This is a genomic window from Mangrovimonas sp. TPBH4, from assembly GCF_001280505.1.
GTDB lineage: Bacteria > Bacteroidota > Bacteroidia > Flavobacteriales > Flavobacteriaceae > Mangrovimonas_A.
In genome coordinates this window covers 119,543-136,069 of the sequence record NZ_LBIO01000058.1, presented here as the reverse complement: position 1 = coordinate 136,069, position 16,527 = coordinate 119,543, and the positions used below count along the sequence as shown (strand labels likewise).

Sequence of the window (16,527 nt, the reverse complement as noted above, 5' to 3'; positions counted from 1 at the left end):
TCAGGTTGGTTTATATTAGTTTGGACAGTTTTTCAGTCAACGATTTTCTGCTGTATTGTTGCAAACCAATAGGCTGTGTTACCAATGAATTTGCTTTGTAAGCTTCAAAATACAATAATATTTGCGACTTGATACGCTGCTTTTCATCGTAGTAAAAATAGTGTCCCGTATTGGTTTCCTTAATAATTCGTTCCACATCAGACTGTCTAGGCCCAATGGCAATTATGGGCGTATTGGAAATCATATACTCAAACAATTTCCCGGGAATGATCACTTTGGTATCTTCAGAATCTATTTCGATTAACAATAACACCTGCGATTGCATTTGAGCTTTTATAGCTTCGGTATGCGGCACATATCCCTGCAAGTGAACATACTCCTTTAAATTATGAATATAAATGGACTGCAATACGTCGTCACTAACCACCCCTGTCAAATTCAGTTGAAATGCTTTCCGAAAGTCTTCATTTTCATCAATCAACTCAGAAATAGCTTGCCACAATTCAACGGGATTACGTTCAGACAATAGCGACCCAATATGGGACATCGTAAACTTTGTATCCTTCTCTGGTCTAGCTACCTTATGAGTATCATATCCGTTGGTGATCACGGTAATCGGCTGGCTCGTTTTGGTTTCAAACTCCAATTTGGTATTGTTGCTGGTTACCAAAATATGGTCGGCCGTTTGCAACACTTGCTGCTCCAGTTTTATGTGCTTTTCCTTAGATGATTTTGAAAGCTTCAGTTCCTTATGATATCCAATCGTAGTCCAAGGATCCCGGAAATCAGTAATCCAAGTCACTCCTAACCTGGCCTTTAATTGCATTCCTATTAAATGCAAACTATGTGGCGGTCCTGTGGTTATAATAGTTTCAATGTTATTCTTTGAGATATATTCTGAAAGAAATTCAACCGAAGGGCTTACCCAGTTTTTTCGAGCATCCGGAATAAAAAAGTTTCCACGTACATACAGCAACAACTTTTGAATAAAGGATTGCTTTTTGGCTTTTGGAATCACACCAGAGCTAATCTCACTGGCTTTGTTCTTGGAAATGAAATTGGCAAAACGATACGGTTCTTTTATAGGTAGTTTTAAAACAGTAGTGCCTTCCGGAACTTCATTCAACATATTTTGGTCCACAATGGGATAATTGGGGTTCTCCGGACAAAACACGATAGGTTCCACAGCAAATTGTGGCAAATACTTTACGAATTTCAACCAGCGTTGCACCCCAGGTCCGCCAGCTGGAGGCCAATAATATGTTATGATGAGTGCTTTTTTAGGCACTTTCATTCATTTTTTTATATCCTAAAAATGCACCTCCAATAAGTAACAGCATCAATACGATGGAACTCGCTAAGGAAATCTTACTACCTGTGGCGATTACTTTAGGCTCAAATTTAAACTCTATGGTATGCGTACCCGATGGCACCTTCATTCCTCGTAAGACATAATCTACTCGAGTATGGTCCGCTGCTGCACCATCAACATACGCCTGCCAACCTTGACCATAGTAAATTTCAGAAAACACTACAAAACCGTCATTTGAGTTATTGGATGTATATTTTAAGTAATTCGGTTTAAAATCGGTTAAAGTGATGGTCACCAAAGAATCTACCGTAAATTTTTTCGCTTCAATTGGCAAAGAAGAAATCGCCGTAGTTTTGGTATTCAAACTATCCAATAACAAAATTTCCTCATTGGCCGTTTCCACAGCTTTCAAGTCCGAAACAAACCAAGCATTACCATTGGCTTCTTTATTGGTGTAAGGAAACACATTTCCTTTTTCATCTTGAGCTATGATGTACTTTGTATTTAGCATATTGAGGACTTCCATATTGTTTTTGGACACATGGAATTCATACAATTCATTATAACGTCCCAATTTCGCAGCGTGATATCCACTTAAAGAGTTATGGAAATAAGAAGCTCTAGCTCCTCCTGAAGTTAAATCAAATACTCTATAATGCGATTGATCCTTCATTATTTCCAGATCCACCGCAGAAGCTTGATAAGGATTGTTCACCTTTAAAGGGGATACAAAATTATCATTGTTTACATAGCGTCGATCCACACCAACCAAGTCAAACACAATCAATAAGGCCATTACCAAAATGACCTTCCCTTGGGATAATTTTTCACGGAGAAATAAGAAAATAGTGCCAGAAGCCAATAGTACCAAAACCAACGTTCTAACGGTATCTGCTGTAAACATAGACTTTCTGTCTTCTCTTAAGGCATCTACAAAACTTTGACCATATTCGCCATAAGCCTGACGGAAATAACCATCATTAATTCCCACAAAATCCAAGAATGAAGATTTGAACAATAAGAAGATTAAAGCCAAACCACCGGTGATCATAGCTGAGTACTTTAAGGCCTGCTCTTTGGTTTCCTTACTATCCTCATTTTTAAACAATTGAGCAAGCCCCAAAATCGCCAACACAGGAATGCACAGTTCCAAAATTACTTGAATGGAACTAACCGCTCTAAACTTATTATATAGTGGCATGTAGTCAATGAATAAGTCCGTTAGGAACCCTAAATTCTTTCCATAGGACAACAATAAAGACAATATAGAACCTCCCACAAGCCACCATTTCAAGCGACCTTTCATCAAAAACAAGGCTAAAACAAACAAGAACAACACAACCGCTCCTATATAGGCCGGTGCTTCCACAATGCTTTGGTCTCCCCAATACGTCGGTGCGGCTTGTACTTCTCTTGCAGCTTCTACAGGCGATGCTCCAATATTGGTATAAAATTTATACATGGCCGAATCTGACCCAACATCTTCGTGACTTCCACCTCCCATAAATCTTGGGATATACAAGTTGAAAGTTTCCAACAAGCCATAGCTGTACTCCGTGATGTAATCTTTGCTTAAGCCATTGGTTACTTCTTTTGGAGAGCCATCTGCATTAATGGTCAATTCGCTTTTACCACGGGTACTTTCCTTAACATATTCCTGAGTCGCCATGATGTTAGTGGCATTCAGTCCAACTGCTAAAATTGCCGCCACAGCAATGATTCCAACCGATTTAAAGAAATGAGACAATGCTTTGTTTCTATAAGAATCGACTAAGTAGGTTGCACCTAACACCAATACTAACAACAGTAAATAATAGGTCATTTGGAAGTGGTTGGCACAGATTTCCAATGCCAAGGCAACCACTGTTAAAAGAAAACCTGAGATGTACCTCTTTTTAAAAATGAGCAAAATTCCACTCAACACCAACGGCATATAAGCAATAGCATGTGCCTTGGCATTGTGCCCTACTCCCAAAATAATAATGAGGTAGGTTGAAAAACCAAAGGCCAAAGCACCTAAACCTGCCAGCTTAAAGTCTACCTTTAATACCAACAACAAAATATAAAACCCTATAAAATATAGAAATAGATAATCGGCTGGCCGTGGTAAAAACCGAAGGGTTAAATCTAATTTCTTGATGTAGTTATGTGGGTAATGTGCCCCTAATTGATAAGTTGGCATTCCTCCAAAGGCACTGTTGGTCCAATAGGTTTCGGAGCCTGTTTCCTCTCTAAAATCGTTTTGCTGTTTGGCCATCCCCTTATAGTGCATAATATCACTTTGGAAGATTTCCTTTCCTTTTAAAACCGGACTAAAATATGCTAATGAAACAACTATAAAACCTACTAAAACCAGTAAGTGTGGAAGAAATTTTTTGATTGGAAAATGCATGAATATATATTATCGAATGATTGCGAAAATTAATCAATTTCTTCGTAATCTATATATTCTCCTACGGTTTTATTTGAAGCGGCATCGGTTTTGGGCATCTTATCAATAACCGTTTCCCCTACGTTTTGTTTTTCCTTTTCTCTATGTGGTTGCTGCTGTTGGAATTGCCCTCCAAAACGTTCTTGCATCTTTTTGGACATATAACGCACTAAAAGCGGTGCAAAAATCCTAGAAAGGATTTTCAATCCGTAATAAATCAGCAGTATAATTAGTATTGTTCGTAAAAGGCCCACCGCAGATGCTGTTTGCAACATGAATTAGTTTTTGTCAAAAATACAATTCTCTTTGCTTAAACGCCCCCTTTAAACCTTAAAAAAAATATAAAATAGATTCTTGCCCATCCTTATTATTGTTTGATTTTAGAATGAAAAAAATTGTGTAGTTTTGAATTCAAACAGAGAACCAACAAAGCCCAACACCCAAAATTATTATGTACCAAATGAAACCCATGAAATCCTATTTATTGTTTTTGGCCTTTTTAACCACATCCTTATCCTTTTCCCAATATACAGATGTTATCAACTCCAATCGCCCCGGTGTCTCGAGAAGTGCCTTTTCTGTTGGAACCAATGTACTACAATTTGAGATGGGACCTTATTATGTAAAAGAAAAACACACTCCGCTTCAATATGAGGTGTCTGGATTTGGGGTGGATTTTATGGCACGGTATGGGCTGTTCTTTGAACAATTGGAAATCAATTTAGAAGGCACCTATCAAAATGATAAGTTTACGGATAATCGTTCTGCCATTTCAGACGAAACAAAACGCTCCAACTTTAAAAACTTTACCCTCGGTGCCAAATATTTAATTTACGATCCTTACAAAAACCAAGAGGACAAGCCCAATTTCTATAGCTATCACGCCAACAGGAGATTTCAGTGGAAATCGTTAATTCCAGCTGTTTCGGCCTATGTCGGTGCCAATTATGATTCCAAGGACAATCCATACACTGCACCGGATGTGGAAGGTTTTAGCCCTAAAGTTATGATTGCTACCCAAAACAATTTTTCCAATGGTTGGGTATTAGTTTTGAATTTTATAAAAGACAGAATAGGTTCTGATTATTCAGATTTTCAATATATCATTACCTTGACCAAGTCCTTAAACGAACAATGGGTACTATTTGGAGAAACACAGGGCATTAAAAGTGACTTTTATGCTGATAATTTGTTTAGATTTGGGGGCGCTTATCTTTGGAACAAGGATTTGCAATTGGACACAGCTATTACACTAAATACTAAAGACACTCCTTCAGTTTTCAATGTGAATTTTGGAGCGTCCTACAGGTTTGATTTCCATAAAGATAAAGAGCCGGATAACAACAATTCGGCCAAAGATGAAATGAAGCGTAAGCAACGTGCCAATAAAAACAAAAAGAAAATTGACACAGATTTTTAATGACAGTGGCAAATAGTTTGCCCGAGGAGACACATGATTACAGTAAAAGAAATACATTCCAAAAAAGATTTAAAAGCATTCGTTAAATTTCCCTTCAAACTATACAAGGACAATGAATATTGGGTTCCCCCAATGATCAATGATGAAGTTGATAGTTTTGATCCTGAGTTAAACCCTGTATTTAAACACGCACAGGCATCTTATTTTTTGGCTTATAGAAACAATGAAATTGTTGGAAGAATAGCAGCCATTATTAATTGGACCGAAGTAAAAGCCCAGGACAAAAAAGTAAGATTTGGCTGGTTTGATGTGATAGATGATATTGAAGTTACCAAAGCACTGCTGGAAAAGGTCATTGAATATGGGAAAGCTCATAACCTAGAATTTATAGAAGGCCCTATGGGGTTCTCCAACTTAGATAAAGTGGGTGTTTTAACCGAAGGATACGATCAATTAAGTACCATGGTTACCTGGTATAATCATCCCTACTATGTGACTCATCTCGAAAAATTGGGTTACATAAAACAAAAGGAATATATCGAGGGGTATTTTGATGTTGATAAGGTAAAACCGGAACAGTTTGAGAGAATGGTTCCGCTTATTTCCAGAAGGTATGGTGTACGAGCACTTAATTTCACAAATATTGATGAGCTCTTGCCTTATGTAGACAAAATGTTTGACTTGTTCAATGAAACCTATTCCAAATTGGCTTCTTTTGTGGCCATTTCAGAAGAACAAAAAGCGTATTTTAAAAAGAAGTACATCCCTTTAATCAACCCTAACTATATCAAATTCATTCTAGATAAAGAAGATAACATCATTGCATTTGCCATAGTATTGCCTTCTTTTTCCAAGGCTATTCAAAAGGCTAAAGGAAAATTATTTCCGTTTGGATTCTACCATTTGTTGAAAGCTAAAAGACATAACACTGAAGCCGTGTTTTATTTAATTGGAGTACATCCGGAATACCAAAATAAAGGGGTAACAGCCCTTATTTTTAAGGAATTCTACGACTCCTTTAAAAAAGACGGAGTAAAGCGCTGTATCAGAACTCCTGAATTGGAAGAAAATATGGCCATCCACCAATTGTGGAAAAACTTCGACTCTCCCATAACAAAGCGACGAAGAACGTACAGAAAAGATTTCTAGCATAAAAAAAGCCACTTCAAAAGTGGCTTTTCTATTTAATATACTTTACTAATTACTGTTCCATTGCAGCGGCAACAGCGGCAGAAAGTCTTTTATAAGTTCCATTTTCCAAACGCTCACGAATTGCAGAGAAAGCTTCCAATGTTTCATTGATATCTTCCATCGTGTGAGTGGCTGTTGGGATCATTCTTAGAAGAATCAATCCTTTAGGAATTACTGGATATACTACGATAGAACAGAAAATTCCATAGTTTTCACGTAAATCCTTAACCAAAGCCATCGCTTCAGGAATACTACCTTTAAGGTACACTGGTGTCACACAACTTTGGGTAGTTCCTAAATCGAAACCACGTTCTCTAAGACCTGATTGCAATGCGTTTACATTCTCCCAAAGCTTGTTTTTAAGTTCTGGCATGGTCTTCAACATTTCCAAGCGCTTTAAGGCTCCAACTACCAATTGCATTTGCAATGACTTGGCAAACATTTGGGAACGTAAGTTATATTTCAAGTAATCGATTATTTCTTGGTCTGCAGCAATAAAAGCTCCTGTACTAGCCAATGACTTCGCAAAGGTTGCGAAATATACATCGATACCGTCCTGTACGCCTTGTTCCTCACCTGCTCCAGCTCCGGTTTTTCCTAAGGTTCCAAAACCGTGGGCATCATCCACCAAAAAGCGGAAGTTGTATTTTTCTTTAAGCGCTACTATTTCTTTAAGTCTACCTTGCTCACCACGCATTCCAAACACACCTTCAGAAATCACCAAGATTCCCCCTCCGGTTTGCTCAGCCATTTTTGTAGCTCTTTCCAAGTTTTTCTCTAAACTTTCAACATCGTTGTGCTTGTAGGTAAAACGTTTCCCCATATGCAAACGCACACCATCTATAATACAAGCGTGAGCATCAACATCATAAACAATGATATCGTCTTTTGAAACCAAAGCATCGATGGTTGACACCATTCCTTGGTAACCAAAGTTTAAAAGGTAAGCAGCTTCTTTACTAACGAAATCTGCCAATTCATTCTGCAATTTTTCGTGCAAATCTGTGTGACCAGACATCATACGAGCACCCATTGGGTACGCTGAACCATAAGCGGTTCCAGCTTCTGCATCTGTTTTACGAACTTCTGGGTGGTTAGCTAATCCTAAATAATCATTAATACTCCAAGTGATAACTTCCTTGCCTTGGAATTTCATCCTGTTGGAAATTTGTCCTTCCAATTTTGGAAATACAAAATAACCCTCAGCCTGAGAGGCCCATTTTCCTAAAGGTCCCTTATCCTTGTATATTTTATCAAATAAATCTTTCATTAAAGCTAAAATTTGTCTAGTTACTGCGGCAAAATTAATTAATTCTATCCGCTTTGCATAATTAATTTATAAACTTGTGTTCATAATTTTACAGCACAAAAAAACCTATCATCTAAATAGTTATATGATAGGCTTTCTTATTGAAATATGAATCTTATTTTACGTATTGAATCGCTTCAATTTCTGTTTTACTATCAAAGAAGCCTTGGTCTTCCATCCATTTGTCACTGTATACTTTACTCATGTAACGTGATCCATGGTCTGGGAAAATAACAACAACTTTATCCCCTTCTTTAAACTCACCTTCAGCACTCAATTGCTTAATGGCCTGCATGGCAGCACCACTGGTGTACCCAACAAAAAGTCCCTCTGTTCTAGAAATTTCTCTAGCTGTATGGGCACTTTCTTCATCAGTTACCTTGATAAATTTATCAATTACATCAAAGTCTGTAGCTGTTGGAATCAAGTTTTTACCCAAACCTTCAATTCTATACGGATAGATTTCCTTTTCGTCAAACTCTTTGGTTTCATGGTACTTTTTCAGCACAGAACCATAAGCATCTACTCCAATTACCTTAACATCAGGATTTTGCTCCTTAAGGTACTTAGCTGTTCCTGAGATAGTTCCTCCTGTACCACTACACGCTATTAAGTGTGTGATTTGACCTTCGGTTTGTTCCCAAATTTCAGGGCCAGTACTATGGTAGTGAGAATCTGTATTAAGCTGATTGAAATATTGGTTGATGTAGACAGAACCTTTAATTTCTTCATGTAAACGCTTAGCTACTTGGTAGTAAGAACGAGGGTCATCTGCTTTAACATGGGCCGGGCAAACGTATACCTTGGCGCCCATAGATTTTAGCATGTCAATTTTATCTGCTGAAGATTTTGAGCTTACGGCCAGGATACACTCGTATCCTTTGATAATGCTTACCATTGCCACACTAAATCCAGTATTTCCAGAGGTAGTTTCGATAATGGTATCTCCTGGTGACAAAATTCCTTTTTTCTCTGCTTCTTCAATGATGTGCAGTGCAATTCTGTCTTTAGACGAATGTCCTGGATTGAAAGCTTCTACTTTAGCATAGAAGTCACCATCGAAGTTTGAAGTCATCTTGTTTAATTTGATAAGCGGTGTTTTCCCTATGAGTTCCAACACATTATCAAATACTTGTAAGTTTTCTTTCATAAATGCTATTTATCAGTCACAAATTAAAAAAATGTCACCTAAAACCTCGCAAAAATAACGTTTTTTTTTAAACTAGTTATTAATATTCTCCAAGTCTAGCAAAAATGCATACTCTTCCGCATCTTCTTTTAAGGCTTCAAAACGTCCTGAAGCCCCGCCATGACCTGCTGTCATATTGGTTTTAAGCAGTAATTTGTTACTATCGGTTTTCAACAATCTTAATTTGGCTACCCATTTAGCCGGCTCCCAATATTGCACCTGTGAATCGTGCAAACCAGTAGTAACTAAAATATTTGGATAGTCTTGAGCTTTGACATTATCATACGGAGAATAGGATTTCATATAATTGTAATATTCCACATCATTTGGGTTTCCCCATTCATCATATTCTCCTGTGGTTAGTGGGATGCTATCATCCAACATGGTTGTTACCACATCCACAAAAGGAACCGCTGCAATCACACCATTATACAGTTGGGGTGCTAAATTTATAACAGCTCCAATAAGCAATCCACCTGCACTGCCTCCCAAGGCGTATAAATGTTCTTTGGAAGTGTAGCCTTCAGCAATCAAATGCTTTGAACAGGTAATAAAGTCTGTAAAGGTGTTGGTTTTGGTCAATAATTTTCCATTTTCATACCATTGACGCCCTAGGTATTCTCCACCGCGAACATGCGAAATCACATAAATAAATCCACGATCCAACAAACTCAATCTAATAGTTGAAAAATAAGGATCAATAGTTGAACCATATGAGCCATAGGCGTATTGTAGAATTGGATTGCTCCCATCTTTTTTGATGCCTTTGCGGTACACCATAGACATCGGGATTTTGGTGCCGTCATCCGCAATGGCCCAAATACGCTCGGAAACATAATTCTCCTTATCAAATTTACCTCCCAAAACTTCCTGTTCTTTCTTAACCGTTTTAGTTTTGTTTACCATATTGAAATCGATGGTCGAGGAAGGCGTTGTTAAAGAGCTGTAACCGTATCTTAAGATTTCGGAATCAAAATCGACGTTGGTTCCGGTGTATGCCGTGTAAGTTTCATTATCAAATGGCAAGTAATAATCATCGGTTCCATCCCAACGAATGATTCTAATTTCATTCAAACCATTACTTCGTTCACTTACCACCAAAAAGTCCTTGAAAATGTCAATATCTTCAAGTAACACATCTTCACGATGCCCTATGACCTCTTGCCAGTTTTTAATTTCCGTAGCATTTTCAGGGGTTTTCATCAACTTAAAGTTGGAAGCTCCATCCGTATTGGTTACCACGTAGAAAGCATCTTCAAAATGGGAAATACTATACTCTACTCCCCTAATGCGCTCTTGAAACAACTTGAAAGGTTCGTTAGGTGTATCTGCCTTTAAAATGTGATATTCATTAGTTAGTGTACTATAACAGGCAATAACTAAATATTTTCTTGATTTGGTTTTATATACCGTAACCCCAAACGTATCGTCAGTTTCATGAAAAACGAGAATATCATCCGCTTCAGTAGTTCCCAATTGGTGTTTGAAAATTCTATCAGACCTTAAAGTTTCAGTATCTTTTTTAGTGTAAAACAAAGTGGCATTGTCATTGGCCCAAGATGCTGAACCTGTAGTGTTTTCAATGCTATCTGCTAGTATCTCACCAGTTACCAAGTTCTTCACGTTTAGTGTGTAGTTTCTACGTCCCACAGTATCCACTCCAAAAGAAATCAGAGAATTGTCTGGACTCACGCTAAGACCTACCAAACGAAAATAATCATGACCTTTGGCCATTTCATTACAATCAAAAAGCAATTCTTCCTCTGCTTCTAAAGTTTCCTTTTTTCTTATGTAAATAGGGTAATCTTTTCCCGTTTCGTATTTTACAATGTACCAATAACCATTGTATTTATAAGGTACAGATTGATCGTCTTCCTTGATTCTCCCCTTCATTTCCTCAAACAACTGCTCTTGAAATTCCTTGGTATGAGCCGTCATTTCATCACAATAATCATTTTCGGCATTTAAATAGTCAAGAACCTCTTGGTCCTCTCGTTGATTCAACCAAAAATAGTCATCTACTCTTACATCACCGTGAATCTTTAACTCTTTAGGAATCCGTTTAGCTATAGGAGGCTGTACCGTTACTTGTGTCATTCAGTTTAAATTTTGAAGTGTGCAAAAATAGGGTTTTAATTACAATTTGGCTGTTAACTTAATATTAATGCTTTTTTTGAACATATTTGGTAATTTTGCATAGAACCATAAAATTGAAAATTATGTTTGGAGATATGATGGGCATGATGAACAAATTACAGGAAGCCCAAAAGAAAGTTGAAGCCACTAAAGAGCGCCTAAATACAGTATTAATTGACGAGGCCAGTAACGACAATAAATTGAAAGTTACCATCACCGCCAACAGAACCATAAAATCCATTTCCATTGACGATGAATTGCTTGAGGACAAAGAAATGTTGGAGGATTATTTACTATTAACCCTTAACAAAGCCATCGAACGGGCCACAACGGTTAACGAAACCGAAATTGCTGCTGTAGCTAAAGAAGGAATGCCAAACATTCCTGGAATGGACATGTTCAAATAAGTTAAAATTTCAAGGTTTTTAAACTCGATAAAAAATAGTCATGCATTTGCGAGGTATAATCCAAATGTGTGACTATTCTTAGTTTGCCCCCTCCCATTCCAATTATATGGATGTTTTTATCTTTAAGAATATTTAAAAACACCTCCTCTTCAACGTCTGGATTCAACTCAAAAATCACAATATTGGTTTCAATAGGCTCAACACTTTTGATAACCGGTAGTTCCTTTAAAACAGCTCCAATTTCCTTGGCTTTGTCATGATCTTCTTGAAGTCTTTCAATATGATAATCTAAGGCATAAAGTCCAGCTGCCGCTAGAAAACCAATCTGACGCATATTTCCACCAAAAAGTTTTCTGTATCGGATGGCCTGTTCCATGATATCCGCATCGCCAATCAACACAGAACCTACAGGACAGCCCAAACCTTTGCTCAAACACACCGAAATGGTATCGAACAATTCTCCATATTGCTGAGTACTTTCCTTTTTTGCCACTAAAGCATTCCACAATCTAGCACCATCCAAATGATAGCCTAACTGATTGTTTTTGCAAATTTTCTTAATGCTATCCAATTCCTTAAAATCCCAACAAGCTCCACCACCTTTATTCGTTGTATTTTCAATTTCCACTAATGAGGTATGACTGTAATAATATTGCGGCGGATTGATAGCTTCCTTAACCTGATTGGCCGTAAACATGCCTCTATGCCCGTCAATTAATTTGCAGGACACACCACTGTGAAACGAGGCCCCTCCCGCCTCATAATTATAAATATGGGCGTATTTATCGCAGATAACCTGTTCGCTTGGATTGGTATGCAATTTTATGGCCACTTGATTTGCCATACTTCCCGAAGGAAAAAACAAAGCACTTGCTTTACCAAACATACTTGCTATCCGTTCCTCCAATTCCAGGACTGTAGGGTCTTCCCTAAACACATCATCCCCCAGTTTAGCTGCCATCATGGCCTCCATCATTTCAGGAGTTGGTTTCGTTACGGTATCACTTCTTAAATCTATTGTCATATTAATCTAAAACATAATTACACATATCTGTTCCAATAGGTGAACCATCTGGGATTTTAGGCGCATCTTCAAGCTCAAATTCCTTAGGTTCCTTATTGAATTCAGCAATTAACCTATTGTAATGCGCTGCATACTTGTTTTTGCTTTTCTCGAGTTCTGCAGAAATAGCCTCCAAAGCATCATTGGCTATGGCATTTACTTGAAAATAGGCCTTTTCAGTAACAGCTAAATTCATTATATATTTTAAAACATTCACGTTTACCATCTGCTGGACCTCGTTTAAATATCCATCATTATAAGATTGATGAAACGACTTTTCAATCAATTCATTTAAAACGTCTTCTAGCCCAATTTGATTTTTATCCAAGCTCTTTTGCGTCACTACTCTATTGGCTCTTTCCGGATGCAATAATAATTTTAAGGTCATATCACTTGAGGTGGCTGCGGCACTAAAAGGATCGAAAGCCACACCTGCCTTTCCTGAAAAGGATTCGCGACCTCTATTATATTGAAATGCTCTTGGCGGAAATAATTCCAATTTATCCTTCGGAATAGCCAAATGCTCTGCAGACAATGTTCCTAAAACAGCCTTTAAAGCCTCCTTTTGTACTTTGGCTTCTATCATTTTTGTAGTGAGTTGTCCATCTCCTTTTACAGCATAATTATAATCCAATCCACCTACTATTTTTACATTAGCTTCAGTTTGATACCGATGAAAAAAATACAGCGGCACAAACACATCTTCCAAAACTGAATAGGGTTCGTAAGTTCGAATATTATCCACTGAAAAATTGGCTATGGCTTGTTCCCTAACCTTCATCACTCGATTTAATTCTTCAGAAGCATTTTCTCCGTTATCCCACAAATGCGCCAAAATATGAGCGCCTCCTTGGGGCCTTGCATCGGCATCGGTGATAAAACGAAGGCCTTCCCTTTGGGCCTGATCTAAGATAGTATTTAAAGCTTCGGTTTCATTTGTGCCCTTAGGAAATTCAGAATAGCTATAGTCAACCGTAACTTTATCCCATTTTCCTATTCCTGTGGCATAGGCATTAGTTACATCGATATTTTTTCCTTGTAGCTCAAGTAGCGGATGCGGATAATCCATTACCGAAGCCCTATCATTGGTACTGGCCGCAAAATTATGAGCAAAGCCTAGGGTATGCCCAACTTCGTGAGCACTCAACTGCCTAATTCTCGCCAAGGCCATTTCCAACATTGGCTGGTAATTGTCATCGCTTTTGGCAAATGGCTGATTCAATAAAGCTTGGGCAATCATAAAATCCTGACGAATCCTTAAACTCCCCAAACTCACATGTCCTTTGATGATTTCCCCCGTTCTAGGATCAATTACGCTACTACCGTAACTCCAACCACGAGTTGATCGATGCACCCATTGAATAACGTTATATCTACAGTCCATAGGATCGGCATCCTTTGACAACATTTTCACTTGAAAAGCATTTTTAAAACCGGCCTCTTCAAACGCTTCATTCCACCAACTGGCACCTTCCAATAAAGCTGAACGCACAGGTTCTGGGGTTCCTGGATCCAAATAATAAACTATAGGTTCTTTAACCTCACTTACCTTTTGGCTGGGAAACTGCTTTTCCAAGCGATGTCTAGTGATGAAGTGTTTTTTTATAGGCTCTTGAATTGGTGTGGCATAATCCAAATAGGAAATGGAAATCGCCCCACTTCTAGGATCAAAAGCTCTTGGTTGATAACCATCATCTGGCAATTCCACAAAAGAATGATGCTGAATGACACTCACTAGTGATGGTGTTGGGGTAACGGTCCTCAACCTAGTTCCCGAAGGCTCTCCCGAGAAGGTCAACAAAGCTTCAAATTCTACATTTTTAGGAAAAGCTTTTGTGCGTTCCAATGACAATGCACTTTTACTTAAATCCACCTTGTAGTTTCCTTCTTTAGCGCGTTTCAGAGTATTACTAACCAAGTGCCTATCCTCCAATAAAAATGGTGTTAAATCGATGATGTAAGCTCCATTATTCTCCTTTTCAATTTTAAATCCAAAAAGTACGGATTTAGCAAAGGCTTGCTCTATACTTTTCTTTTCAAGCTTGTTGTCTGTATTGGCCCTGTAATCCATATTGCGTTGTACCAACAATAGTTTGTTTCCTGCCTTGGTAAAACTCACTACTCTATTGTCTCCCAACTGCCCCCTATCCAAACCAATATCATTAGAACCAACTCCTGTGGCAAGGGAATTCACATACAGAAATTCAGAATCCAACTTATCAACTTCCAAATAAATTTTGTCATCAGATTCCTCGTAGTAAAAATTGAAAAATCCCTTATAAGGTTTCAATTGCTTCCCTTCCAAAACTTGGGAAAATAATGGAGTGGCAATCAATAACAATAGAAGTTGCGCTACTTGCTTTTTCATAGAGAGAACATTAGGTCTATAAAACTAACTAATTAAATGGCTTATTCAAATTAACTCTTAAAAATGCTGTGGACCAAAAATCATGACAAATTTGCTTTTACATTGCTTTTTGTTATTTTATTGATAAATCATCAAATAATTGCAAAAACACCATATTTATATAGTAATTATTTAATTTTTACACCTATTTAAGTTAATACTTATCATTATTTTAGAGAAAATCTGTTCAGAATGAAATCGAAAATAACAAATCCCTTATTTTCTTCGTATATCAAAAACGAAAATCTTTTTGACGAAATTTTTGATGATAACAAAAAGGTTCGAAAAACATACAAGAAAATATTCGAGCTTTACAGAGACCATTCCAACTCAGATTATGCAGCTCTAAATGAAAAGGCTAAAGCGGCCTTTTTCAACCAAGGTATTACCTTTCAGGTCTATCGGGATTCTGAAGCCCAAGAAAAAATTTTTCCTTTCGATTTATTTCCAAGGATCATTGAAGCCAAAGAATGGAAAACCATTGAAAAAGGAGCCTTGCAACGTAGTAAGGCGCTCAACGCCTTCCTTTGGGATTTGTACCATGACAAGCAAATAATTAAAGCAGGAATCATACCTATGGAGCTTATTAGCTCGTCTGCCAATTATTTAAGGCAAATGCAAGGTTTGAATCCACCGGGCGGCATTTACAATCATATTTCAGGAACCGATCTTATCAAACATTCAGACGGCAAATACTATGTCCTTGAAGACAATATCAGGTGCCCTTCCGGTGTAAGCTATGTAATATGTAACCGAAATGCCCTAAAGCGCGCGTTATTTGGAGTGTTCAACCACTACCAAATCCATAATGTTACCAATTACGCCGAAAATTTATTGGAAATCATGGAATCTGTAAAACCTCCCGGTGTGGATATTCCAACCTGTGCGGTAATTACTCCGGGGATTTACAACTCGGCTTATTATGAGCATTCATACCTAGCCAAAACCATGGGAATAGAACTGGTAGAAGGTAGGGATTTGTTTGTGGAAAACGATTTTGTGTACATGAAAACCATTACAGGCCCTAAAAAAGTAGATGTCATCTATCGTAGAATTGACGATGGCTTTTTAGATCCTTTGGAATTCAGGCAGGACTCGGCCATTGGCGTGCCCGGGCTGTTTGCAGCCTACAAAAAAGGCAATGTAAGTTTGGTAAATGCTCCAGGAACAGGCGTTGCCGACGATAAGGCCATTTACACCTATATGCCGGAAATCATCAAATTCTATCTTGGTGAGAAACCCATCCTTAACAATGTACACACCTACCATTGCAGTCGCCCTGACGATTTAAAGTATGTTTTGGAAAATGTAGATAAATTGGTAGTAAAACCTGTAGACGAAGCTGGGGGTTATGGCATTTCTATTGGAAATAAATTAACCAAGAAAGAAATTGAAGACGTTAAAAAAGTGGTTAAAGAAAATCCTAGAAAATACATTGCTCAACCCATTATGTCTCTTTCGGTGCATGCCACTTATATTGAGGATTCCGATTCGTTTGAGCAACGCCATATCGACTTGAGAACCTTTACACTGTTGGGCAACAACAAAGAATTTGTGCTAAAGGGAGGCTTAACACGTGTGGCTTTACAAAGAGGCAATTTAATCGTTAATTCCTCTCAAGGAGGAGGCTCCAAAGACACTTGGGTTTTAAAAAAATAATAT

12 protein-coding genes are annotated in these 16,527 nt (G+C 37.8%); 4 read left to right on the top strand and 8 right to left on the bottom strand.

Features of this window, described 5'->3' with window-relative positions:
* Nucleotides 1-10 precede the first annotated feature (10 nt).
* From ZA05_RS14935 to ZA05_RS14925, 3 genes are read right to left on the bottom strand one after another with little or no spacing between them, the layout of a single operon-like run.
* On the bottom strand, nucleotides 11-1,294 hold the full coding sequence (locus tag ZA05_RS14935; protein ID WP_053992483.1) for a glycosyl transferase family 1: 1,284 nt from the start codon (nucleotides 1,292-1,294) through the stop codon (nucleotides 11-13).
* Entirely contained in the window at nucleotides 1,281-3,704 is a 2,424-nt protein-coding gene (locus ZA05_RS14930) for a YfhO family protein (RefSeq protein WP_053992482.1), read from the bottom strand. The genes ZA05_RS14935 and ZA05_RS14930 overlap by 14 nt, the downstream gene beginning before the upstream one ends.
* A gap of 29 nt (nucleotides 3,705-3,733) precedes the next feature.
* Entirely contained in the window at nucleotides 3,734-4,018 is a 285-nt protein-coding gene (locus ZA05_RS14925; protein ID WP_053992481.1) for a DUF4834 family protein, read from the bottom strand.
* A 194-nt stretch (nucleotides 4,019-4,212) separates the two neighbouring features.
* Between ZA05_RS14925 and ZA05_RS14920 the strand changes: the two genes are divergently transcribed.
* Together ZA05_RS14920 and ZA05_RS14915 are read left to right on the top strand one after the other, a co-directional pair.
* Complete coding sequence (locus tag ZA05_RS14920) at nucleotides 4,213-5,163, top strand: transporter (protein WP_369793863.1); 951 nt, start codon at nucleotides 4,213-4,215, stop codon at nucleotides 5,161-5,163.
* Nucleotides 5,164-5,196: 33 nt separating this feature from the next.
* Nucleotides 5,197-6,312 (top strand): GNAT family N-acetyltransferase, encoded by a 1,116-nt coding sequence (locus ZA05_RS14915; protein ID WP_053992479.1) that lies wholly within the window; start codon nucleotides 5,197-5,199, stop codon nucleotides 6,310-6,312.
* Between the two features lie 52 nt (nucleotides 6,313-6,364).
* Here the strand turns inward: ZA05_RS14915 and ZA05_RS14910 are convergent, their stop codons facing one another.
* The 3 genes from ZA05_RS14910 to ZA05_RS14900 form a co-directional block, all read right to left on the bottom strand.
* The gene (locus ZA05_RS14910) at nucleotides 6,365-7,624 is read right to left on the bottom strand and encodes an aminotransferase class I/II-fold pyridoxal phosphate-dependent enzyme (RefSeq protein ID WP_053992478.1); all 1,260 of its coding nucleotides are present in this window, start codon (nucleotides 7,622-7,624) and stop codon (nucleotides 6,365-6,367) included.
* 154 nt (nucleotides 7,625-7,778) lie between these two features.
* Nucleotides 7,779-8,813 carry a PLP-dependent cysteine synthase family protein gene (locus tag ZA05_RS14905; protein ID WP_053992477.1) on the bottom strand — a complete coding sequence of 345 codons (1,035 nt, stop codon included), beginning with the start codon at nucleotides 8,811-8,813 and terminating at the stop codon, nucleotides 7,779-7,781.
* 72 nt (nucleotides 8,814-8,885) lie between these two features.
* Nucleotides 8,886-10,949: an oligopeptidase B gene (locus tag ZA05_RS14900; RefSeq protein WP_053992476.1), complete on the bottom strand. Its 2,064-nt coding sequence runs from the start codon at nucleotides 10,947-10,949 to the stop codon at nucleotides 8,886-8,888.
* 122 nt (nucleotides 10,950-11,071) lie between these two features.
* Here ZA05_RS14900 and ZA05_RS14895 point away from each other — a divergent pair, with 122 nt between their 5' ends.
* Nucleotides 11,072-11,395, top strand: a complete 324-nt coding sequence (locus ZA05_RS14895; RefSeq protein WP_053992475.1) for a YbaB/EbfC family nucleoid-associated protein — start codon at nucleotides 11,072-11,074, stop codon at nucleotides 11,393-11,395.
* 1 nt (nucleotide 11,396) lies between these two features.
* Here the strand turns inward: ZA05_RS14895 and ZA05_RS14890 are convergent, their stop codons facing one another.
* On the bottom strand, nucleotides 11,397-12,419 hold the full coding sequence (locus tag ZA05_RS14890; protein ID WP_053992474.1) for a low specificity L-threonine aldolase: 1,023 nt from the start codon (nucleotides 12,417-12,419) through the stop codon (nucleotides 11,397-11,399).
* 1 nt (nucleotide 12,420) lies between these two features.
* On the bottom strand, nucleotides 12,421-14,826 hold the full coding sequence (locus ZA05_RS14885) for a zinc-dependent metalloprotease (protein WP_053992473.1): 2,406 nt from the start codon (nucleotides 14,824-14,826) through the stop codon (nucleotides 12,421-12,423).
* A gap of 231 nt (nucleotides 14,827-15,057) precedes the next feature.
* On the opposite strand from ZA05_RS14885, the gene ZA05_RS14880 reads away from it, so the two are divergent.
* Entirely contained in the window at nucleotides 15,058-16,524 is a 1,467-nt protein-coding gene (locus tag ZA05_RS14880) for a circularly permuted type 2 ATP-grasp protein (RefSeq protein ID WP_053992472.1), read from the top strand.
* The last annotated feature ends 3 nt before the right edge of the window (nucleotides 16,525-16,527 follow it).